Source organism: Streptomyces smyrnaeus (genome assembly GCF_017676345.1).
Classification (GTDB): Bacteria; Actinomycetota; Actinomycetes; order Streptomycetales; family Streptomycetaceae; genus Streptomyces; species Streptomyces smyrnaeus.
The window spans coordinates 165,237-185,949 of the sequence record NZ_JAFFZM010000002.1 but is presented as its reverse complement, the minus strand read 5'-3'; the positions used below and the strand labels follow the sequence as shown (position 1 = coordinate 185,949).

The window sequence follows — 20,713 nt, the reverse complement described above, 5'->3', positions numbered from 1 at the left end:
TCGCAAGGAGGTGCAGAAAAGTAAGTGACTGTGCTACAAATAGCTACGTCGGAAAGTTCGACAACTAACGAATCCCTAGGAGCCCCGCATGGCCACCCTCCTGCACCTCGACACCTCCGTCCACCCGGACGGCGCTTCCGTCTCCCGCTCCGTCACCGCCTCCTTCCGCGAGGCATGGGAGGCCCAGCACCCGGACGGGAAGGTGATCTACCGCGACCTGAACGCCGACCCGATTCCGCATCTGCAGGGCGTCGCCGCGGCCGCCGGCTTCATACCGCCCCAGAACCACACCCCCGAGCAGGCCGCGGCCTTCGCGCTGCGCGACCAGCTGGCCACCGAGCTGGAGCAGGCGGACGCCGTGCTGATCGGCGCCCCGATGTACAACTACACGATTCCCTCGACCCTCAAGGCATGGCTCGACCACGTGATCATCATGGGTCGCACGACCGCCGCGGAGACCCCGTCGGCCGCCGGGAAGCCGGCCACGGTGGTCGCCAGCCGCGGTGGCGGTTACGGACCGGGCACTCCGCGTGAGAGCTTCGAGTTCGTGCTGCCCTACCTGGAGAAGGTGCTGGGCGCCGAGGGCTTCGGGCTGGATGTCGAGTTCATCGTGCCGGAGCTCACGCTGGCCGAGACGACGCCCGGCATGGAGCACCTCGTCGAGATGGCCAAGGCCTCCCGTACCCAGGCCCACGAAGCGGCCCAGTCCCGCGGCAAGGCCCTGGCGGCCCGCCTGGCCGCCTGATCCGGCAGCCACCCGCCGTCGGGGCGACAGCCGCTGCTGCGGCCCGACGGCGTACGGCACGACGAAGGCCCCCACCGGAACCCGGTGGGGGCCTTCTTCTTGTGCGCGAGGGGGGAGTTGAACCCCCACGTCCTTTCGGACACTGGAACCTGAATCCAGCGCGTCTGCCTATTCCGCCACCCGCGCATTGGGTGTTGTCGCTTCGCCCGGTGCGGGCGCCTGCCGACATCCAGAAGATTAGCACGCTGTCCGGGGTGGACTCACATCCGTATTCCGGCCCTCCCCCCGAGCGGCCACTCGGGCCGGACTCCGGGGGCCCGGCCGCCGGGCCGGTGCCTCCCGCCCGACGTCTTGCGCAGGTCGGCCGCCCGCTGCGGGACACTCGGTGCGGGACCCAGCGCGGGCGCTCTACTATCCATGCGAGGGTGTAGGGCGGTACGAGCGACTGTGGGCGGGGGCACGCGCGGACCACTGTGAGGGGCAACACTTGAGCACCGGGCCCCGGTGGGGAACCAGTCGTTTTCCCCGCGCGTGGATACGATCAGTAAGCAGTACCGCGGAAGCGTCGTGCCCGGAACCCGAGGACACTGGAGAGCAGGAACGGGTCCGGCACGAGGCAGGCGCCGGGCACGAAGCAGGCACTAGGTCGGAGAGCATCTGGGAAGGAGGTGCGTCGTGGGAGTACTGAAGCGGTTCGAGCAGCGACTCGAGGGTCTCGTGAACGGCACCTTCGCGAAGGTGTTCAAGTCCGAGGTGCAACCCGTGGAGATCGCGGGCGCCCTCCAGCGGGAGTGCGACAACAACGCGACGATCTGGAACCGCGAGCGGACGGTCGTCCCCAACGACTTCGTGGTCGAACTCAGCCCGCCCGACTACGAGCGGCTCAGCCCGTACTCGGGCCAGCTCGGCGATGAACTCGCCAGCATGGTGCGGGACTACGCCAAGCAGCAGCGCTACACGTTCATGGGCCCGATCAAGGTCCATCTGGAGAAGGCCGACGACCTCGACACCGGTCTGTACCGGGTGCGCAGCCGCACCCTGGCCTCCAGCACCTCCCAGCAGCAGCCCCCGCACGGGGGCCCGGCCGCGGCAGGCCCCGGGCCCGGCGGCGCCGGATACCCTCCGCGCCCCGCCGCCGCGCCGCCCGCCCCCACGGCCCCGCCCTCCTACGCGCCGGGCCCTGCGGGTTCCGCCGGCCCGCTGCCGGGCACCGAGACCCGGCGCTGGGTGGAGATCAACGGCAACCGCCACCAGATCTCCGGCCCGACACTGGTCCTCGGCCGCAGCACGGAGGCCGACGTGCGGATCGACGACCCGGGGGTCTCGCGTCGGCACTGCGAGATCCGCGCGGGAAGCCCCTCCTCGATCCAGGATCTGGGCTCCACAAACGGCATCGTGGTAGACGGACAGCACACCACGCGCGCTACGCTCCGCGACGGCTCACGCATCGTCGTGGGCAGTACCACGATCATTTACCGGCAAGCCGAAGGGTGAAGCGGGGGCAATGTCAGAGCTGACCCTCACGGTCATGCGGTTGGGGTTTCTCGCCGTACTGTGGCTGTTCGTCATCGTGTCCATCCAGGTCATCCGAAGTGACCTGTTCGGCACCAGGGTGACGCAGCGCACGGCGCGGCGTGCCGAAGCACAGCGACCCCCGCAGCGACCCCAGCCCCAGCAGCCCCCGCAGGGCGGCGGCAGGCGCGGGCGCGGGCGGAACGCCCCCACCAAGCTGGTCGTCACCGAGGGGTCGCTCACCGGCACCACCGTGGCCCTCCAGGGCCAGACCATCACCCTGGGCCGCGCGCACGACTCCACGATCGTGCTGGACGACGACTACGCGTCCAGCCGGCATGCCAGGATCTACCCGGACCGTGACGGAAAGTGGATCGTCGAGGATCTCGGGTCGACCAACGGCACCTATCTCGATCGGACCCGGCTCACCACACCGACGCCGATCCCGCTCGAAGCGCCGATCCGTATCGGCAAGACGGTCATCGAGCTGCGGAAGTAGTACCGACATGACGACCGGAGGGTGGGCACCGTGCGGATGTACCCGGAGCCGACGGGCGAGGTGCGCATGAGCCTGTCACTGCGCTTTGCCGCCGGATCACACGACGGCATGATCCGCGAGCACAACGAGGACTCCGGCTACGCCGGTCCCCGGCTGCTCGCGGTCGCCGACGGCATGGGCGGCCAGGCCGCCGGCGAGGTCGCCTCCTCCGAGGTGATCTCCGCGATGGTCCAGCTCGACGAGGACATCCCCGGCTCGGACATCCTCACCTCCCTCGGTACGACGGTGCAGCGCGCCAACGACCAGCTGCGCGTCATGGTCGAGGAGGACCCGCAGCTGGAGGGCATGGGCACGACGCTGACGGCGCTGCTGTGGACGGGCCAGCGGCTCGGATTGGTGCACGTCGGCGACTCCCGCGCCTATCTGCTGCGGGACGGCCAGCTCACCCAGATCACCCAGGACCACACCTGGGTGCAGCGGCTGGTGGACGAGGGCCGGATCACCGAGGAAGAGGCCACCACCCACCCGCAGCGCTCGCTGCTGATGCGGGCGCTGGGCAGCGGTGACCATGTGGAACCGGACCTGTCGATCCGCGAGGTGCGCGCGGGGGACCGCTATCTGCTGTGCTCGGACGGGCTCTCGGCGGTCGTCTCGCACCAGACGATCGAGGAGACGCTGGCCGGCTACCACGGCCCGCAGGACACCGTGCAGGAGCTGATCCAGCTCGCGCTGCGCGGCGGCGGCCCCGACAACATCACCTGCATCGTCGCCGATGTGCTGGACGTGGACACCCTCGGCCCCGAGGACACCCTGCACGGCCAGCTCAACGACACCCCTGTCATCGTCGGCGCGGTCGCCGAGAGCCAGCAGCCGCTGGGCGGCGACGGCGCCGCCCGCAGCACCCCCGCGGCCCGCGCCGCCGAGCTGGGGCGCGGCGGCGCGGTGCCGCCGCAGGGCCGATCCGGCGCCCCCGAGGGGTTCGGTCCCCCCACCGCCGACCCGGCGGCCCCGCCCGCCGGCACGTTCGGCCCCTACACGGACGAGGACTTCGCCAAGCCCGGCAAGGGCAAGGGCAGGTGGGTCAAGCGCTCGCTGTGGATCGCGCTGGCGCTGGCCGTGGCCGGCGGCGGGCTGTACGGGGGCTACCGGTGGACGCAGACGCAGTTCTACGTCGGCGCCAACGAGGACCATGTCGCCCTCTACCGGGGCATCAACCAGGAGTTGGCGGGCGTCAAGCTGCACAAGGTCGACGAGGACCACCCCGAGATCGAACTCAAGTACCTGCCCGGCTTCCAGCGCAAGGAGCTGCGCGAGACGATCGCGATGGGCAGCCGGGACGAGGCCCGCAGCAAGCTCGACGAGCTGGGCGAGCAGGCCAAGGTCTGCGAGATCGTCGCCAAGGAGAAGAAGCAGCCCAAGGACCCCGGGGACAAGGCCGACAAGGGCACCGGCGGGAGCAAGGACTCCGAGAAGCAGCGCAAGGACGAGCAGAACGCGCCCGGTGACGCGGCCACCAACGGCGGCACCGGCACCGGCACCGCCGGTACGGGCACGGGTACCGCCGGCGTCGGCGAGGCCACCGCCGGGGTGGGTACCGCCACCCACGCCGCCTTCACCTCCGGCTCCACCAACGACACGACTGCCGCCGCCTCCAGCACTCCCTCGCCGAGCCCCGAGCTCTCGGAGAAGCAGCAGGAGCTGGCCAAGCAGTGCACCGGGCCGTAGGGGGCGGCACAAGGCAATGAGCAACCTCACCACCACGGGCAGTAACACCACAGTGTCCTCGGGCGGACTGCCGAGCCGCCGCAACACCGAGCTGGCCATGCTCGTCTTCGCGGTGCTCGTCCCCGTCTTCGCGTACGCCAACGTGGGTCTGGCCATCAACGGCGAGCTGCCCTCCGGCATGCTCGGCTACGGCTGCGGGCTGGTGCTGCTGGCGGGCGTCGGCCACCTGGTGGTGCGCCGGTACGCGCCCTACGCCGACCCGCTGCTGCTGCCGCTGGCCACCATGCTCAACGGGCTGGGCCTGGTGCTGATCTGGCGGCTGGACCAGTCCGAGCGGCTGCGACAGCGTGCCGAGAGCGCCTTCGGGGCCTTCTCGCCGGACGCCCCCAAGCAGCTCCTCTACTCGGCGATCGGGCTGGCGCTGTTCGTGGCGATCCTGCTGTTCCTCAAGGACCACCGGGTGCTGCAGCGCTACACCTACATCTCCATGGCCGTCGGTCTGGTGCTGCTGGTCCTGCCCATGTTCTTCCCGGCCCGCAACGGCGCCAGGATCTGGGTGGACCTGGGCTTCATCAACCTCCAGCCCGGCGAGTTCGTGAAGATCATCCTCGCGGTCTTCTTCGCCGGCTATCTGATGGTGAAACGGGACGCGCTGGCGCTGGCCTCACGGCGCTTCATGGGGATGTATCTGCCGCGCGGCCGGGACCTGGGGCCGATCCTCGTCATCTGGGCGCTGAGCCTGATGATCCTGGTCTTCGAGACCGACCTGGGCACCTCGCTGCTCTTCTTCGGCCTCTTCGTGATCATGCTCTACGTCGCCACCGAGCGCACGAGCTGGATCGTCTTCGGTCTGCTCCTGTCGGCCGGCGGTGCCGCTGTCGTGGCCACGTTCGAGCCGCATGTGCAAGAGCGCGTCCAGGCGTGGCTGCACCCCTTCTCCGAAGAGGTCATCCAGTCCACCGGAAGCGACCAGATCGCCCAGTCGCTGTGGGCGTTCGGCTCCGGCGGGGTGCTCGGCACCGGCTGGGGCCAGGGCAACTCCGACCTGATCGGCTTCGCCGCCAACTCCGACTTCATCCTCGCCACGGTCGGCGAAGAACTCGGCCTGACCGGCATGATGGCGGTCCTCCTCATCTACGGGCTGATCGTCGAGCGCGGGGTACGCATCTCACTCGCCGCCCGTGACCCGTTCGGCAAGCTGCTGGCCGTCGGCCTCTCGGGCGCCTTCGGGCTCCAGGTCTTCGTCGTCGCGGGCGGCGTGATGGGCCTGATCCCGCTGACCGGTATGACCATGCCGTTCCTGGCCTCCGGCGGCTCCTCGGTGCTCGCCAACTGGGCACTGATCGGCATTCTGCTCAGGATCAGCGACACCGCCCGCCGCCCGGCGCCCGCACCCGCCCCCTCACCCGATGCCGAAATGACCCAGGTGGTCCGACCGTGAACAAGCCCCTGCGCCGAATCGCGATCTTCTGCGGTCTGTTGGTCCTGGCCCTGCTCGTACGGAGCAACTGGCTGCAGTTCGTCCAGGCCGACGAGCTCAAGAACGACCCGAAGAACAGACGCGTCGACATCGCCCGCTACGCCCAGCCGCGCGGCAACATCATCGTCGACGGCAAGGCGGTCACCGGCTCGACCGTCGTCAACGGCACCGACTTCAAGTACAAGCGCACCTACAAGAACGGCAAGCTGTGGTCGCCGGTCACCGGCTACGCCTCCCAGCGGATCGGCGCGAACCAGCTGGAGAAGCTCTACGACCCGTTCCTGACCGGCGACGACGACCGGCTGTTCTTCAACCGCACCATCGACATGATCACCGGCAAGCAGCAGAAGGGCGGCAACGTCGTCACCACGCTGAACGCCAAGGCGCAGAAGGCCGCCTACGACGGACTCGGTGACAAGAAGGGCGCGGTCGCGGCGATCAACCCGAAGACCGGCGCCATCCTCGCGCTGGCCAACAAGCCCTCCTACGACCCGTCCACGTTCGCCGGGGTCAGCGGCAAGGACGGTGAGCGGTTCAAGAAGCTGGACGACGACGAGGACCAGCCGATGCTCAACCGGGCGCTGCGGCAGACCTACCCGCCCGGCTCGACGTTCAAGGTCGTCACCGCGGCGGCGGGGCTGGAGAGCGGTGAGTACGACCTCGACCAGAAGACCGACACCGAGGACCCGTACCGGCTGCCGCAGACCACCAAGGACCTGGGCAACGAGGGCAACAACCCGGCCTGCAAGAACGCGTCCGTCCGAGTCGCGCTGCAGTGGTCCTGCAACACCGTCTTCGCCAAGATGAGCGACCAGCTCGGCAACGACGAGATGATCAAGATGGCCGAGAAGTTCGGCTTCGAGAAGGACGTCAAGGGCGGCACGCTGGACCCGGACCTGGACACCCCGGTGCGGCCCGCGAAGAGCATCTACCCCGAGGACAACCGCCCCCAGAACGCCATGGCGGGCATCGGTCAGGCGTCCAACCGCGCCACCCCGCTGCAGATGGCCATGGTCGCCGCGGCCGTGGCCAACGACGGCAAGCTGATGAAGCCCTACATGGTGGACCAGCTCGTGGCCCCGAACCTGAACGTGGTCGAGCAGACCAAGCCCAAGGAGCTGAGCCGGCCGGTATCGGCGGAGAACGCGCAGAAGCTCCAGTCGGCCATGGAGACGGTCGTGGAGAAGGGCACCGGAACGGCGGGCAAGATCCCCGGCGTCACGGTGGGTGGCAAGACCGGTACGGCACAGCACGGCGAGAACAACAAGGACAACCCGTACGCCTGGTTCATCTCGTACGCGAAGACGAGTGACGGGTCTCCCGTCGCCGTCGCTGTCGTGGTGGAGAGTTCCGACACACTCCGCAGCGACATCGCGGGCGGCAAGCTGGCAGCCCCGATCGCCAAGAGCGTGATGGAGGCCGTCCTCGACGGAAAGCAGTGACGCACACCAGCGCAGCCTCGGGTGAGCCCGGTCACCACGGCCACACCAGGCACGCACCCTGTGGCGGGTACCGTATGCCGAGCAGCACACCGCCGTGTCGCGCGCCGCACATTCCACGCGCGGCGGCACGGAAGACCGGAGAGGGCTGGAGACTATGGAAGAGCCGCGTCGCCTAGGCGGCCGGTACGAGCTGGGCTCGGTGCTCGGCCGCGGAGGCATGGCCGAGGTCTACCTCGCCCAGGACACCCGGCTGGGCCGTACGGTCGCGGTCAAGACGCTCCGCGTCGACCTCGCCCGCGATCCGTCGTTCCAAGCCCGCTTCCGCCGCGAAGCCCAGTCGGCCGCCTCGCTCAACCACCCGGCGATCGTCGCGGTGTACGACACGGGCGAGGACTACGTGGACGGGGTCTCCATCCCGTACATCGTCATGGAGTACGTGGACGGCTCCACGCTGCGTGAGCTGCTGCACTCCGGGCGCAAGCTGCTGCCCGAGCGGGCGATGGAGATGTGCGTCGGCATCCTCCAGGCCCTGGAGTACAGCCACCGCAACGGCATCGTCCACCGCGACATCAAGCCCGCCAACGTGATGCTGACCCGCAACGGCCAGGTCAAGGTCATGGACTTCGGCATCGCGCGCGCCATGGGCGACTCCGGCATGACGATGACCCAGACGGCCGCCGTGATCGGCACCGCCCAGTACCTCTCCCCCGAGCAGGCCAAGGGCGAGACCGTCGACTCCCGCTCCGACCTGTACTCCACCGGCTGCCTGCTGTACGAGCTGCTGACCGTACGGCCGCCCTTCGTCGGTGACTCCCCGGTCGCCGTCGCCTACCAGCACGTACGGGAGGAGCCGCAGCCGCCCAGCGCCTTCGACCCCGAGATCGCGCCCGCCATGGACGCGATCGTGATGAAGGCACTCGTCAAGGACCCGGACTACCGGTACCAGAGCGCCGACGAGATGCGCGCCGACATCGAGGCGTGCCTGGACGGCCAACCGGTCGCCGCCACCGCCATGGGCGCGGGCGGCTACCCCGAGGACCAGCCCACCACGGCGCTGCGCGCGCAGGAGCCGCAGACCTCCATGCTGCCGCCGATGCGCCCGGACGACGGCGGCTACTACGACGAGCAGCGCAGCCGCCGCAAGGGCAAGAATCCACTGTCCACCATCCTGCTGGCGCTCGCCGTGATCCTGGTGCTCGTCGGTGCGATCTTCGTCGGCAAGGCCCTGCTCGACTCCCCGAACAACGACGTCGACGTGCCCAACGTCACGGGGCTGTCCGCCTCGGAGGCGGAGGAGCAGCTCGGCAACTCCGGGCTGAAGGCCGCCAAGGGCGACAGCGTCTACTGCGACGAGAAGAAGGGCACCGTCTGCAAGACGGACCCCGGAGTCGGCGAGAGCGTCGAGCCCGACAGCACCGTCAGCCTGATCATGTCCAAGGGGCCCCGCGACAAGGCTCCCCGCAGCATCCCGGACGTCACCGGTGACGTCTACGCCGACGCCAAGCAGAAGCTCAACGAGGCGGGCTTCAAGGTCTCCAAGAAGCAGCAGGAGTCCGAGGAGCAGCAGGCCGGTACGGTCCTCAGCCAGGACCCCGGCGCCGGCGAGAAGGCCAAGAAGGGCTCCACGGTCACGCTGACCGTCGCCACCGAGTCCCGGCCGACCGTGCCCAACGTCGTCGACACCCCCTTCGACCAGGCCAAGACCCAGCTCGAAGCGCTCGGCTTCAAGGTCTCCAAGACCGAACAGGACGACGAGACCAAGGCCGCCGGCACGGTCATCAAGCAGAACCCGGGCCCCGGCAAGCAGCCCGAGGGCACCACGATCAATCTGACCGTCGCCAAGGCGCCCGACGACGCGCCCGCCACCGTGCCGGACGTCACCAACCAGAAGCTCAAGGACGCCAAGAAGGCCCTTCAGGACGCCGGTTTCACCATCGGCACCATCCGGGGCCCGCAGGGCGGCGACGCGGTGGTCGTCACCACCAACCCGCCGCCCAACACGCAGGGCAAGAAGGGCGACAAGGTCGACATCATGACCCGCCCGGGCGGAGGGAACGGCGGCAACGGTGGCAACGGCGGCGGAGACGACGACGACGGCGGTCTCTTCGGCGGCAACTGGGGCCACTGACGCGGCAAGCGGCGGCCGGGGCCACTCCGCCGGTGGCCTCGGCCCCGCGCGTTCGCCGGTGGCCTCAGCCCCGCCCGGCCGGAGTGCCGACTCTCACTTCAGCTCGGCGGGGGGTGTGCGGTCCTCGTCGACGTCTTCGGTGCGGACGAGTTCGCCCCAGACGATGTAGCGGTACTTCGAGGTGTAGACGGGAGTGCACGTCGTCAGCGTGATGTAGCGGCCACGCTGCTTCTTGCCCGAACCCTTCGGGATCGGGTCCAGCACGTCGACGTTGTACTTCGACGTCTGCGGCAGGGTCTTGAACACCTTGTAGACGTACCAGGTGTTCTTGGTCTCGAAGACGACCGGATCGCCCTCGTCGATCTTGTCGATGTTGTGGAACTTCGCACCGTGCCCGTCGCGGTGCGCGGCCAGCGCGAAGTTGCCCGACTGGTCCTGCGGGAGGCCCGACTTCACCGGCTCCGTGTAGTAGCCCGCGATGCCCTGGTTGAGCTCCTTGGGGTCCGTACCCTTCTTCACCAATATGTCGTCGGACGACATGGACGGCGCGTGCAGGAAGCCGATGCCGTCCCGGGTGTCCAGATTCCCCGGGCCGCGGTCGGCGGCCCAGTGCTCGCGGACCTTGTCGCTCTCCTTCTTCGCCTGCCGGTCGGCGAGGACGTTCGTCCACCACAGCGAGTAGACGACGAACAGGGCGAGCACCAGCCCCGCCGTGATGAGGAGTTCACCGAAGACGCCGACGGCAACGGCTATCGGCCCCCGCCGGGACGCGGGCCTTCCCTCCGCCGCGGAGTCCGGGGCACCCCCCGCGGAGGGCTCCGCGTCTGAGGCTTGCCTCGCCTGTGAGCTGTGCTCTGCCTCCGAGGCGTGCTCTGCCTCCGAGCCGGGGTCCGCCTCCGAGGCGTGGGGCGGCTCGGAGGTTCGGTTGGTGTTCGCCTCCGCTTCGGCCGAAGTGGTCTCCGTCTTGTCGACGGCCTCCCCCGCGGAAGCGTCCCGCTTGCCCTCGCTCACCTGTAGCCGCCTCCGCCGCTGTTTCGCTGGTCGTCACGCCGGGCTCCGCCCATCGGCCGTCAGTCGACGAGCGCGTCCGGCTTGCCCTTGCTGCGCGGACGTTCATCCACCATTTTGCCCCAGACGATCAGACGGTACTTCGAGGTGAATTCGGGGGTGCAGGTGGTCAGTGTGATGTAGCGACCGGGCTCGGTGAAGCCCGACTTCGGCGGTACCGGGTCGATCACCCCCGTATCGGACGGGGAGGTGGACGGGAGTTGGCGCGTCACCTTGTACGTGTAGAACTTCGACTGCGTCTCGACGACGACCTCGTCCCCGGCCTCCAGTCTGTTGATGTAGCGGAACGGTTCGCCGTGGGTGTTGCGGTGCCCGGCGAGCGCGAAGTTGCCCTTCTTGTCCCACGGCATGGCGGTCTTCAACGGCTTCTCGGCGTAGTGGCCGACCATGCCCCTGTCGAGGACCTTCGTCTTGGAGACGCCCTGGGCGATGGGTGCGGTGACGTCGATCCTGGGGATGTGGATGATCGCGAAGCCCTCGCCGGGCTTGAAGGCTCCGGCCTTGCGCTCGGGGTCCGGGCCGGCGCCGGGCTTGTGATCGTCCCACTGCTTCTGGAGCTTGTCGGTGGCACCGCCCGCCTGTTGGTCGGCGAGGACGTTCGTCCACCACAGCTGGTAGGCGACGAACAGCAGCATCAGCACGCCGCAGGTGATGAACACCTCGCCGATGGCCCGGCTGGCGATGATGCCGGGGCCGGGTCGCAGCGCACGCGCCGCCCTGCGCGCCTCCAACCGCGTGGGCCCCGGCGGGCGTTCGATACGCGACCGGGTGCGGGGCGGCTCGATGCCCTTCCGGCGCGCCAGCTCCTCCAGGTGCGGCCGCCGCAGCCCCACGGTGCTGCGGTCCTCCTCGGGCCCGGTGGCGGCCCCGGCACCCGGCCCGGTGGCGGGGCCGTGCGGTCCGGGGCCGCTCGCCGGTGCGTGCGGCTCGTGCCGGGGCTCCCCCGCGAGTTTCTGCGGCACCGCCTGCCGCTGCTGCGGCCGGGCGGGCTCCGCGGGCTGCACGGGCGGTGTCGGCTGCGCGTACGGCTCGTACGGGGCCGCCCCGTACCAGGCGGGCTCCCGGTCCGCCTCCGCCGCGTACGGGGCGTCAGCCGCCGTCTGCGGCCCGGGCTGCGCCGCAGACGCCGACGGCTGCGGCTCGGGCGGTTGCTGCCCCGGCAGCGGATCGTTGAGCGGGTCGGCGAGGGCGTCTACGGCCGCACGGTACGGGTCGTACTCCGGGTCGTTCCCGGAGCCGCCGGCCCCCCTGCCGTCACCGTGGCCCGTGGTCACCCGGTGACCGTCCCCAGACCGGCTCCGCGCGGCACCCCCAGCCCCGCGGAGCGCTCCACGGCCCCGGCGTCCCCGCACCGCACCAGCCAGTTGGCCAGCATCCGGTGGCCGCCCTCGGTGAGGACGGACTCGGGGTGGAACTGGACTCCCTCGACGGGCAGCTCGCGGTGGCGCAGCCCCATCACCAGGTCGGCGCCGTCCACTGCCTCACCGCCGGGTGCCGTCCAGGCGGTGACCTCCAGTTCGGCCGGGAGCGTGCCCCGTACGGCCAGCGAGTGGTAGCGGGTGGCGGTGAAGGGGGAGGGCAGTCCGGCGAAGACGCCCGCGCCCTCGTGGGAGACGACCGAGGTCTTGCCGTGCAGCAGTTCGGGGGCCCGGCCGACGACGCCGCCGTAGGCGACGGCCATCGACTGCATGCCCAGGCAGACGCCGAAGACCGGGATCTCGCGGGCCGCACAGTGCCGCACCATGTCGATGCAGACACCGGCCTCCTCCGGTGCGCCGGGGCCGGGGGAGAGGAGCACGCCGTCGAACCCGTCCTCGGCGTGACGCGTTTCGACCTCGTCGTTGCGGACCACCTCGCAGGTGGCGCCGAGCTGGTAGAGGTACTGGACGAGGTTGAAGACGAAGCTGTCGTAGTTGTCGACGACCAGGATGCGCGCGCTCACACCGCACCCCCGGCGATCTCGGCGACGGAACCGGCCGCACCGACGGAGCCGGCCGCACCGTCCACCGTCACATCGTTGAACGGCAGCAGCGGTTCCGCCCACGGAAAGACGTACTGGAACAGCAGAAAGACAACTCCGACCACCAGCACCAGCGAAATCAGTGCACGTACGTACACGTTGCCCGGCAGATGCCGCCAGATCCAGCCGTACATCCCGCGATGCCGTCCTCTCTCCTCCCGCGCCACATCGGGCACGCGTGCCGTTCGGCCCACCCAAAGAGTACGGCGTCAGAGTACGGCGTCAGCGGGTGAGCGCGTCCGGCTTCCCCTCGGTCGCGGGCCGGGTGGCGTCCAGCCGCGCCCAGGCGATCAGCCGGTGGCTGCTGCCCCACTCCGGATCGCAGGTGGTGAGGGTCAGATAGCGGCCGGGCCGGTCGAACGGGGTGGCGGCCTTGTTCACCGGCGCGGGCACGGGATCGAGCACTCCTGTGTCACCGGGAAGGGTGCGATAGGGGCGCCGGGTGAGGGTGTAGGTGTACCAGGTGTCGCCGTCCGTGACGAAGACGTGGTCGCCGGGGCGCAGCTTCGGGAAGTCCTTGAAGGGGTCGCCGTAGGTTCGGCGGTGTCCGGCGACGGCGAAGTTGCCCCGCTGTCCCGGTCCGGCGGTGCGGGAGTAGTGGCCGAGGCCCTTGCGCAGGGTCGCGGCGCGGGTGTTCTCCAGGACGGGGCGGGACCAGTCGCGGCCGAAGCGGGGGATGTACATCACGGCGAAGGACTTCCCGTCCCGGAATGCCTGCCCCGCCGAGCTGCGGCCGCGCGGATCCGCCCCGCTGCCGACACCCTCCCGGGGCTGTCCTTCGCCGTCGTCCCGGCCGCTGCCCGGGCTCGGGTCCGCGCCGCCCGCCTTCCCCGCGGGGCCGCCCTCACCTCGTACGGAACCGGACGACCACTCCTTCTGGAGCCGGGCGATCTCGTCGTCGGAGGCGTTGTCGGCCCGCACTCCCGTCCAGTACAGGAGGTGGACGACGAAGAGCACGATCAGGATGCCGACGGTGATGCACAGCTCGCTGAGGATTCGTACGACCGCTCGTAACGCCACGCCGTCCCACTCCCCGCACGGTCACGGTCACTCCAAGGGCTTGGCCTGCCGGAGATCCACTGTGCCCGAGTAGCCGGGAAGAGTCAGTGCCTTGTGCTCCTCGACTTTCCAGCCGAGGCCGTAGGCGTCCACGTATTCGAGGTAGTTGCGGATGGCCGGGGCCTTGTCGAGCGCGGTGCGCAGCTGCTCCCGGTCGCCGACGGCGCTGACCTTGTAGGGCGGGGAGTAGACGCGGCCCTGCAGGATGAGGGTGTTGCCGACGCAGCGCACGGCGCTGGTGGAGATCAGCCGCTGGTCCATCACCTTGATGCCCTTCGCCCCGCCCTGCCAGAGGGCGTTGACGACGGCCTGCAGATCCTGCTGGTGGATGACCAGGTCGTTGGGTTCGGGGTCGGGCAACCCGGGGACCTTGGCGGTGGCGTTGCTGGGGGCGTCGTCGAGGGTGACGCTCAGCCCCTGGCCGGAGATCTTCTTGAGGCCCGCCAGTTTCTCCAGCTCACCGAGCTTGCGGTCCTGGTCCCGGGTGCTGCCGTCGTCGCGCCGGGCGAGCCTGTCGACCTGGCGGCGGAGGGCCGCGGCCTGGCTGTCGAGCTCCGCGTTCTGTCTACTGCGCTCCTGGATGAGGTCGGAGAGCCGCAACATGGAACCGTCGCTGCGGATGTTCGTCCCTTGCGCAGTGTTGAAACTGACCCAGAAGATGAGGCCTGCGAGGGCGAAGACGCCTATGGCGGCCAGCCGTGCAGGCCGGATCAACGATCTGGTCACCGTACCCTTGTCTCCCTCCGCCCTGGGAAAGCACTACGCTAACGGACCACCGTCCCCGTGGGCCGTACGGCGGTCAGCAGAGCATCGACAGGAGAGTCTCTCGTGCCGAAGTCACGTACCCGGAAGAAAGCGGACTTCACGCCCCCGCCGGAGAAGAAGGCCACGACCATCGACCTGCGTGGAGGCGGCGGCCGCCGTTGGGTCGCCCCCCTGATGCTGGCGCTGTTCGGCATCGGCCTCGCCTGGATCGTGGTGTTCTACGTCACCGACACCTCGCTTCCCATCGAGTCGCTGGGTGACTGGAACATCCTGGTCGGGTTCGGCTTCATCGCAGCCGGCTTCGTCGTCTCCACCCAGTGGAAATAAGAGTTATCCACAGGCTGATCCACAGCCTTGGAAAACTCACAAGATCTGTGGATAACTTTCGGGGTGTTGACGCCGGTGTGACCGCACGCCCGGTGCGGTCGGCCCTGGTCGGCCGAGGAATCGCAAGGGAAACGCACACCTGAGCGAAGGTGGCCCCGTACGGGCCACGCCATGCACAAGATTCGGTACCCGCTGTGGACAACCCGGGTCCGGGCCCCTTTCCGAGCACCGGAAAGGGGACTCGCAGCCCGGTTGTCCACCGGGCTGCGAACGCCCTCGGCCGAGCCGCAGCGGTCCGCACCGGGGCACGCCTCAGGCGCAGCCGGAGCCAGCTCGGCCGAGCTGCATCGTGCGCCGCTCAGCCGAGTTGCATCGTGCGCACCACGATCAGCACCACGACGACCGCCAGCAGCAGCCCGAAGGCGCCGTACTGCACCAGCGCCCTCCTCTCGCGGGGCGCGTGCACCATCGCGTAGGCCAGCAGCACGCCCATGACCAGGCCGCCGACGTGCGCCTCCCAGGCGATGTTCTTCCAGGTGAAGGTGAAGACCAGGTTGATCGCCAGCAGGATGAGGATCGGCCGCATGTCGTAGCGCAGCCGCCGCATCAGCACGGCCGTCGCACCGAACAGGCCGAAGATCGCACCGGACGCGCCCAGCGACGCCTGCTGCGGCGCCACCAGGAGAAAGGTGAGCGCACCGCCGCCGAGCCCGGAGAGCAGATACAGGCCCAGGAAGCGCACCCGGCCCAGCGCCGCCTCCAGCGGCGGACCCAGGAACCACAGGCCGAGCATGTTCATCGCGATGTGCCAGAACTCCTGGTGCAGGAACATCGAGGTCAGCAGCCGGTACCACTGCCCCTCGGCGACGCCCTCCACCGGCCCGTACGGCTCGGTCACCGCCTGCCCGAACAGCAGCAGCTGATCCAGCAACCGGTCGCCGACCGAGAGCACCGCGATGAAGACGGCGACGTTGAGGCCCAGCAGCACCTTGGTGACCAGCCGGGGATCCTCCGTGACACGCCCGCCCGCTACCGTCCTGGGCCGATTCGCGTCCGGACGGTGTCCGGTCCCCGAACCCGACCGGACGCACTCGGGGCACTGGAACCCGACGGAGGCCGTCACCATGCACTCCGGGCAGATGGGTCGCTCGCACCGCGTGCACGAGATGCCGGTCTCCCGGTCGGGATGCCGGTAGCAATGTCTCGGCGCCCGCCCTTCGGCCCCGCCCCCGGGTTGTCCCTCCTGCTCCACGCTCACCCCTCCAGTGTCCCGTACGCACCCGCCCCACCCGCCCTGAATACGGACGGGTGGGGCGTGCGGTTCCCCGCCGATCGGCTCACTGCCGCTCGACGAGGGCCTGCTGCCGCTCGATGAGTCCTACTGGCGCTCGATGACGACGGACTCCAGCACGACGTCCTGCAGCGGGCGGTCGGTGCGGGGGTTGGTCTGCGTACCGCTGATCGCGTCGACCACCTCCTGGCCGGCCTTGTCGGCGACCTCGCCGAAGATGGTGTGCTTGCCCGTCAGCCAGTTCGTCGCGCCGACGGTGATGAAGAACTGCGAGCCGTTGGTGCCGGGCCCCGCGTTGGCCATGGCCAGCAGGTACGGCTTGGTGAAGGCCAGCTCGGGGTGGATCTCGTCGCCGAACTCGTATCCGGGTCCACCGGTGCCGTTGCCCAGCGGGTCCCCGCCCTGGATCATGAAGCCACTGATCACCCGGTGGAAGACGGTGCCGTCGTAGAGCTTGGCGGTGGTCTTCTCACCCGTCTCGGGGTGCGTCCATTCGCGGGAGCCCTCGGCGAGCTCGACGAAGTTCTTGACCGTCTTCGGCGCGTGGTTCGGGAAGAGCTGAACGCGGATGTCGCCGTGGTTGGTCTTCAGGGTGGCGTGGAGTTGCTCAGCCACGATCTACCTTCCATCTGTCTGCATTGACTCCCCCGATCCTCCCACGGACGCTGGACGGCAATGGCTGACCCGGATGCCCGACCGGGGGATGCCGGGCAGAGCATAGGCAGGCATGATCTTCGAAACAGGTGGAAAAACGACTTCCTGTCCTCCGTTGTCGGAGAGACTGACCTGAGTCATGAGCCACCGAGGAGGAGGAACCGTGACCGCCAAGGAAAGCGTGCGCGCTGCGACCGGCACGGCCAAGGAGAGCGTGCGCCACGCCGCGGAGGTGGTGAAGCCCCACGCGGGGCAAGCCAAGGACACCGCGGCGCGCTACGCCCATGAGGCGAGTGCGCGGCTCGGGCCGAAGGTCTCCAAGGCCGCCGAGCAGGCCCGCCACTCCGCCCGCGAAGGATACGAACACTACGTCGGCCCCCGGGTCGCGCAGGCTCGTGACGCCCTCCCTCCCGAGGTCGAGGTGGCGGCGGGCCGCGCCGCCGAGCGCACCCGCAAGGCCGCCCGCCAGGCGGCGGCCTACGCGGGGCCGCGCATCGAGAGCGCCGTGACGGAGGCCCGTGCCGCCACCGGCCCGGCCCGGGAGGAAGCGGCGCAGCGCGGGGCGGCCGCCGTGGCCGCGCTGCGCGGTCAGGTGACGGTCGAGGAGATCGAGAAGCTCTCGCGGCGCCGCCGCAGGCGCTCCCGCACCGGCCGGTTCGTCTGGCGTGCGGGCCTGGTCGGCCTCGTGGCGGGCGGCGCCTATCTCGCCTGGCGCTGGTGGGACCGGCAGGCGAACCCGGACTGGCTGGTCGAGCCGCCGGCCGCGACGGAGGTCGGCGACCGGGCGTCACTCTCCAGCGTGAACGGCTCCCCCGCCCGGAGCGGCGACGACACCGCGCTCGACCCGGAGGTCCAGGCCAAGCAGGACGACGCGGAGTCCGAGGACGGCGACAAGAAGAAGTAGCCGCCGCCCGGAGCGGTGGCGGCAGCGGTGACGCCAGGGGGCGGGAGACTCAGCTCTCCCGCCCCCTGACCGTGGCCTCGCCGTCCGCCGCGCCGTCCGCCGCCTGCCGCGGGCCGTCCGGTGACGGCACCGGAGTCAGTACGTCGTCCAGCCCTGTGATCCGCAGCAGCCGCAGCACCCGCGGGTCGGCGCACACCATCGTGAAACTTCCGCCGCTGGCCAGCACCCGGGAGCGGATGTCCACGAGGAGGGCCAGGCCGCTGCAGTCGATGAAGGTGACGGGCCGCAGGTCGGCGACGAGCTGCGGGGCGGGGGCCGTGGTCAGGGCGTACAGCTGGGGTGTGGTGTCCAGCACCACCGCGAGGTCGATCTCGCCCTGCAGTTCGACCACGGTACGGCCGTGCTCCGTGCGGGTCAGCACCGTGCCCGCGGGGCCCTCTTCCTCCTCCCCGTCCCACACCTCGTCCCCGGCCGCCCACGCCTCGTCCCCGCACAAGGGCGCGTCTCCGCCCGAGGGCACGCCCCCGAGCGAGGGCTCGTGCCCGGTCCTGGGCTCGTCAGCGGTGACGCAGGGCTCCTCTCGTTCGGTGGAGGACAGCCTGCGGCCGCTCTCGTCCGGGTGCGGTGCCATCGGTGCCCTCACGTATGACCTTGTGACCGTAGGAGTCCGGGAAATCGGCCCGTAAGCATAGGCAGGGCCTCTGGGGGTGGCGCTGCGCCACCCCTGCATCGTCACTCGAACGAGTGTAAAACCCTAATTCAGCTTGCGAGTTGGCGCTTCACTCTCACGAGTTCTCCTCATCCAGCAGAAACCCCGAAGTGGGCGACTACCGGTCGGCCCGGCGTGAAGACTGGACCTGTGCAGCAGCAGAACATCCCTGAGGAAACAACCTCCTTCGTCGGCAGGGCGCCCGAGCTGGCTCAGCTGACCGGAGCACTCGGGAAACAGCGGCTGGTGACCCTGGTGGGCGGAGCCGGAGTCGGGAAGTCCCGGCTCGCCCTGCACGCCCTGCACACCCAGGCAGCGAGCCCGCGCCAGGAGTACACCAACATCTACTGGGCCGACCTGTGGCCGCTGCGTGGCGACGATCTGCTCGCCGCCACGGTGGCCGACGCCCTCGGCCTCTCCGACCACACCCCCCGCATACCGCTGGACGCGCTGTGCGGCTGGGTGGCCGACCGCTCGGTGCTCCTCGTACTCGACTCGTGCGAACACCTGGTGCCGTACTGCCGCCATCTGATCGGCGAGTTGCTCACCGCCTGCCCGAACCTGACGGTGCTGACCACCAGCCGGGAGCCACTGGGCGCGGTCCGCGAGACCGTACTGCCCGTACCGCCGCTCGCCCCCGCCACCGAGGCCGTGACCCTCTTCCGGCAGCGCGCCGAAAGCGTCGGCAGACCCGTGCGCGAGGCCCGTGACCGACGGCTGGCGGCGCGACTGTGCGCCCGGCTGGACGGGGTGCCGCTCGCCCTGGAACTGGCCGCGGCGCAATTGCGCCATCACACGCTCGCCGAGACGGCCGACCGCATCCGCTCCGGGCTCGATCTGCCCGACGCCCCTGGACACCCCCGCCCCTGCGACAGCCCCCGGCGACCCGCACGGCACAGCGCCCTGCGGACAGCGGTGGGCTGGAGCCACGAGCTGTGCCGGCCCACCGAGCGGCTGCTGTGGGCCCGGCTGACCGTCTTCCCCGCGAGCTTCGACGCCGACCTCGCCGAACAGGTCTGCACCGGCGGGCCGCTGAACCCCAGGGAGCTGCGCACCTGCCTGGCCGCACTGGTGCACAAGTCGGTCGTCATGGCCGAGGGCGACCGCTTCCGGCTGCTGGACACCATCCGCGAGTACGGCCGGATGTGGCTGCGGGAACTGGGCGAGACCGAGCACCTCGCCGCCCGGCACGCCGCCGCGGTCCTGGAGCTGTCCCGGATGGCCCGCACCGAGTGGCTCGGAGCGCGCCAGCAGTGGTGGTACGGGCGGCTGGAGCAGCTCTACCACGATGTGCGGGAGGCGCTGCGGTTCCTGCTGGACTCCGACCCGGCGGCAGCCCTGGAGCTGGCCGGGAACGTGGCGTTCTTCTGGGTGTGCTGCGGCCACCTGTACGAGACCCACCACTACCTGGAGCTGGCGCTGGACTGCACCGACGGGTCGAGCGAGGCGCGGGCGCAGGGCATCTGGTCACTGGGGCTGGCCCGGCTGCTGCAGGGGGACCAGGAAGCGGGCCGTACGTTCGCCGAGCTGACCAGGCGGTCGGCCATCGCGGCGGGGGACAAGGAGCGGCTGTTCCAGGCCGCCCACCTGGAGGGTCTCACCGCGCTGCTGTTCGGCCGCCCACTTGCGGCCCTGGCGGCGGCGGAGACGGCACTGCGCGACGCCGGCACCTGTCAGGAGCCCACCTTCGGCAGCACCCTGTGCCGGCTGCTGCGGGTCTGCGCGCTCACCGCCGCCGGCCGGCTCAAGGAGGCCCGCCGCGACGCGGAAGTGCTGCGCCAGGAGTGCGTGCGGCTCGGGGAACTGTGGACCCGCTCCTACACCGACTACCAGCTGGCGCTGATCGCGCTGTTGGAGAACCGCGTCTGCGCGGCCGGTGCGCACGCACGGGACATGCTCCGCGCCAAGCAGCGCATCCGCGACCGCATGGGCATCGCGCTGGGGCTGGAGCTGCTGGCCACGGCCTGGGCCCTGCAGGGCGAGCCGGAACGTGCCGCCCTCGCGTACGGCGCCGGCGCCCAGCACTGGCAGATGGTGGGGCACCCGCAGCGCGGCACCCCCGAAATGGCCCCGCTGCGCGAGGAGGGCCAGGCGGCTGCCCGGGCCCGGCTCGGCGACGCCGGGTACGAGGCGCTCTTCCACAAGGCGCTGCACGCCGACCGCGACCAGGCACTGGCCTGGGTCACCGACCCGGACCCGGACCCGCCCCTGGAAGAGCCCCCATGAAAGGGACGAGGTGGCGTGGGACCGCACGGAGCACGGGCTCGTGGCCCCGGTCGCCCCGTTCACACCGCTGGAGCTGATGACCCGGCTGTCGGAGCACAGGAACCGCAACACCGTCCACACACAGTTCGCCCGGAACCAGGCTCTGTCCCCCGTGAGAGC

At 70.2% G+C, this 20,713-nt stretch carries 19 protein-coding genes and 1 tRNA gene; 10 read left to right on the top strand and 10 right to left on the bottom strand.

Features of this window, described 5'->3' with window-relative positions; genetic code table 11:
• The first annotated feature begins 88 nt into the window (after positions 1-88).
• On the top strand, positions 89-745 hold the full coding sequence (locus tag JW613_RS04300; RefSeq protein ID WP_209209366.1) for an FMN-dependent NADH-azoreductase: 657 nt from the start codon (positions 89-91) through the stop codon (positions 743-745).
• Between the two features lie 102 nt (positions 746-847).
• Here JW613_RS04300 and JW613_RS04295 read toward each other — a convergent pair.
• Positions 848-931 (bottom strand) — tRNA-Leu (locus JW613_RS04295).
• Positions 932-1,420: 489 nt separating this feature from the next.
• On the opposite strand from JW613_RS04295, the gene JW613_RS04290 reads away from it, so the two are divergent.
• The 6 genes from JW613_RS04290 (at position 1,421) to pknB (ending at position 9,531) form a co-directional block, all read left to right on the top strand.
• A complete protein-coding gene (locus JW613_RS04290; RefSeq protein WP_209209365.1) occupies positions 1,421-2,239 on the top strand; it encodes an FHA domain-containing protein in 819 nt (272 codons plus the stop codon).
• 10 nt (positions 2,240-2,249) lie between these two features.
• On the top strand, positions 2,250-2,756 hold the full coding sequence (locus JW613_RS04285; RefSeq protein WP_209209364.1) for an FHA domain-containing protein FhaB/FipA: 507 nt from the start codon (positions 2,250-2,252) through the stop codon (positions 2,754-2,756).
• Between the two features lie 66 nt (positions 2,757-2,822).
• On the top strand, positions 2,823-4,481 hold the full coding sequence (locus JW613_RS04280) for a Stp1/IreP family PP2C-type Ser/Thr phosphatase (RefSeq protein ID WP_245225006.1): 1,659 nt from the start codon (positions 2,823-2,825) through the stop codon (positions 4,479-4,481).
• 16 nt (positions 4,482-4,497) lie between these two features.
• Positions 4,498-5,922, top strand: a complete 1,425-nt coding sequence (locus JW613_RS04275; RefSeq protein WP_099882864.1) for an FtsW/RodA/SpoVE family cell cycle protein — start codon at positions 4,498-4,500, stop codon at positions 5,920-5,922.
• Entirely contained in the window at positions 5,919-7,403 is a 1,485-nt protein-coding gene (locus JW613_RS04270) for a peptidoglycan D,D-transpeptidase FtsI family protein (RefSeq protein WP_209209362.1), read from the top strand. Before JW613_RS04275 ends, JW613_RS04270 begins: the two co-directional genes overlap by 4 nt.
• Positions 7,404-7,557: 154 nt before the next feature.
• Positions 7,558-9,531, top strand: coding sequence for a Stk1 family PASTA domain-containing Ser/Thr kinase (gene pknB / locus JW613_RS04265; RefSeq protein ID WP_209209361.1), 1,974 nt, complete (start codon positions 7,558-7,560; stop codon positions 9,529-9,531).
• A gap of 93 nt (positions 9,532-9,624) precedes the next feature.
• Here the strand turns inward: pknB and JW613_RS04260 are convergent, their stop codons facing one another.
• The 6 genes from JW613_RS04260 to JW613_RS04235 form a co-directional block, all read right to left on the bottom strand.
• On the bottom strand, positions 9,625-10,542 hold the full coding sequence (locus JW613_RS04260) for a class E sortase (protein ID WP_209209360.1): 918 nt from the start codon (positions 10,540-10,542) through the stop codon (positions 9,625-9,627).
• 59 nt (positions 10,543-10,601) lie between these two features.
• Entirely contained in the window at positions 10,602-11,873 is a 1,272-nt protein-coding gene (locus tag JW613_RS04255; protein WP_209209359.1) for a class E sortase, read from the bottom strand.
• A complete protein-coding gene (locus tag JW613_RS04250) occupies positions 11,870-12,541 on the bottom strand; it encodes an aminodeoxychorismate/anthranilate synthase component II (RefSeq protein WP_209209358.1) in 672 nt (223 codons plus the stop codon). Before JW613_RS04250 ends, JW613_RS04255 begins: the two co-directional genes overlap by 4 nt.
• On the bottom strand, positions 12,538-12,753 hold the full coding sequence (locus tag JW613_RS04245; protein WP_209209357.1) for a hypothetical protein: 216 nt from the start codon (positions 12,751-12,753) through the stop codon (positions 12,538-12,540). Before JW613_RS04245 ends, JW613_RS04250 begins: the two co-directional genes overlap by 4 nt.
• 88 nt (positions 12,754-12,841) lie before the next feature.
• On the bottom strand, positions 12,842-13,639 hold the full coding sequence (locus JW613_RS04240; RefSeq protein ID WP_209209356.1) for a class E sortase: 798 nt from the start codon (positions 13,637-13,639) through the stop codon (positions 12,842-12,844).
• A 27-nt stretch (positions 13,640-13,666) separates the two neighbouring features.
• Positions 13,667-14,404, bottom strand: a complete 738-nt coding sequence (locus JW613_RS04235) for a DUF881 domain-containing protein (RefSeq protein ID WP_209209355.1) — start codon at positions 14,402-14,404, stop codon at positions 13,667-13,669.
• A gap of 102 nt (positions 14,405-14,506) precedes the next feature.
• On the opposite strand from JW613_RS04235, the gene crgA reads away from it, so the two are divergent.
• Positions 14,507-14,770 carry a cell division protein CrgA gene (gene crgA / locus JW613_RS04230; RefSeq protein ID WP_099882849.1) on the top strand — a complete coding sequence of 88 codons (264 nt, stop codon included), beginning with the start codon at positions 14,507-14,509 and terminating at the stop codon, positions 14,768-14,770.
• Between the two features lie 358 nt (positions 14,771-15,128).
• Here the strand turns inward: crgA and JW613_RS04225 are convergent, their stop codons facing one another.
• Together JW613_RS04225 and JW613_RS04220 are read right to left on the bottom strand one after the other, a co-directional pair.
• Positions 15,129-16,028, bottom strand: a complete 900-nt coding sequence (locus JW613_RS04225) for a rhomboid family intramembrane serine protease (protein ID WP_209209354.1) — start codon at positions 16,026-16,028, stop codon at positions 15,129-15,131.
• A 120-nt stretch (positions 16,029-16,148) separates the two neighbouring features.
• A complete protein-coding gene (locus JW613_RS04220; RefSeq protein ID WP_209209353.1) occupies positions 16,149-16,676 on the bottom strand; it encodes a peptidylprolyl isomerase in 528 nt (175 codons plus the stop codon).
• A gap of 202 nt (positions 16,677-16,878) precedes the next feature.
• Here JW613_RS04220 and JW613_RS04215 point away from each other — a divergent pair, with 202 nt between their 5' ends.
• Positions 16,879-17,619: a DUF5324 family protein gene (locus JW613_RS04215; RefSeq protein ID WP_209209352.1), complete on the top strand. Its 741-nt coding sequence runs from the start codon at positions 16,879-16,881 to the stop codon at positions 17,617-17,619.
• Between the two features lie 49 nt (positions 17,620-17,668).
• On the opposite strand, the gene JW613_RS04210 is transcribed toward JW613_RS04215, so the two are convergent.
• The gene (locus JW613_RS04210) at positions 17,669-18,250 is read right to left on the bottom strand and encodes an STAS domain-containing protein (protein ID WP_209209351.1); all 582 of its coding nucleotides are present in this window, start codon (positions 18,248-18,250) and stop codon (positions 17,669-17,671) included.
• Between the two features lie 228 nt (positions 18,251-18,478).
• On the opposite strand from JW613_RS04210, the gene JW613_RS04205 reads away from it, so the two are divergent.
• Positions 18,479-20,554, top strand: coding sequence for an ATP-binding protein (locus JW613_RS04205; RefSeq protein ID WP_307865787.1), 2,076 nt, complete (start codon positions 18,479-18,481; stop codon positions 20,552-20,554).
• The last annotated feature ends 159 nt before the right edge of the window (positions 20,555-20,713 follow it).

Excerpts from the sequence above, each read along its gene's own strand:
- JW613_RS04300 (WP_209209366.1), top strand. The coding sequence starts at position 89 with ATGGCCACCCTCCTGCACCTCGACACCTCCGTCCACCCGGACGGCGCT.
- JW613_RS04285 (WP_209209364.1), top strand. The coding sequence starts at position 2,250 with ATGTCAGAGCTGACCCTCACGGTCATGCGGTTGGGGTTTCTCGCCGTA.
- JW613_RS04280 (WP_245225006.1), top strand. The coding sequence starts at position 2,823 with ATGAGCCTGTCACTGCGCTTTGCCGCCGGATCACACGACGGCATGATC.
- JW613_RS04275 (WP_099882864.1), top strand. The coding sequence starts at position 4,498 with ATGAGCAACCTCACCACCACGGGCAGTAACACCACAGTGTCCTCGGGC.
- pknB (WP_209209361.1), top strand. The coding sequence starts at position 7,558 with ATGGAAGAGCCGCGTCGCCTAGGCGGCCGGTACGAGCTGGGCTCGGTG.
- JW613_RS04245 (WP_209209357.1), bottom strand. The coding sequence starts at position 12,753 with ATGTACGGCTGGATCTGGCGGCATCTGCCGGGCAACGTGTACGTACGT.
- JW613_RS04210 (WP_209209351.1), bottom strand. The coding sequence starts at position 18,250 with ATGGCACCGCACCCGGACGAGAGCGGCCGCAGGCTGTCCTCCACCGAA.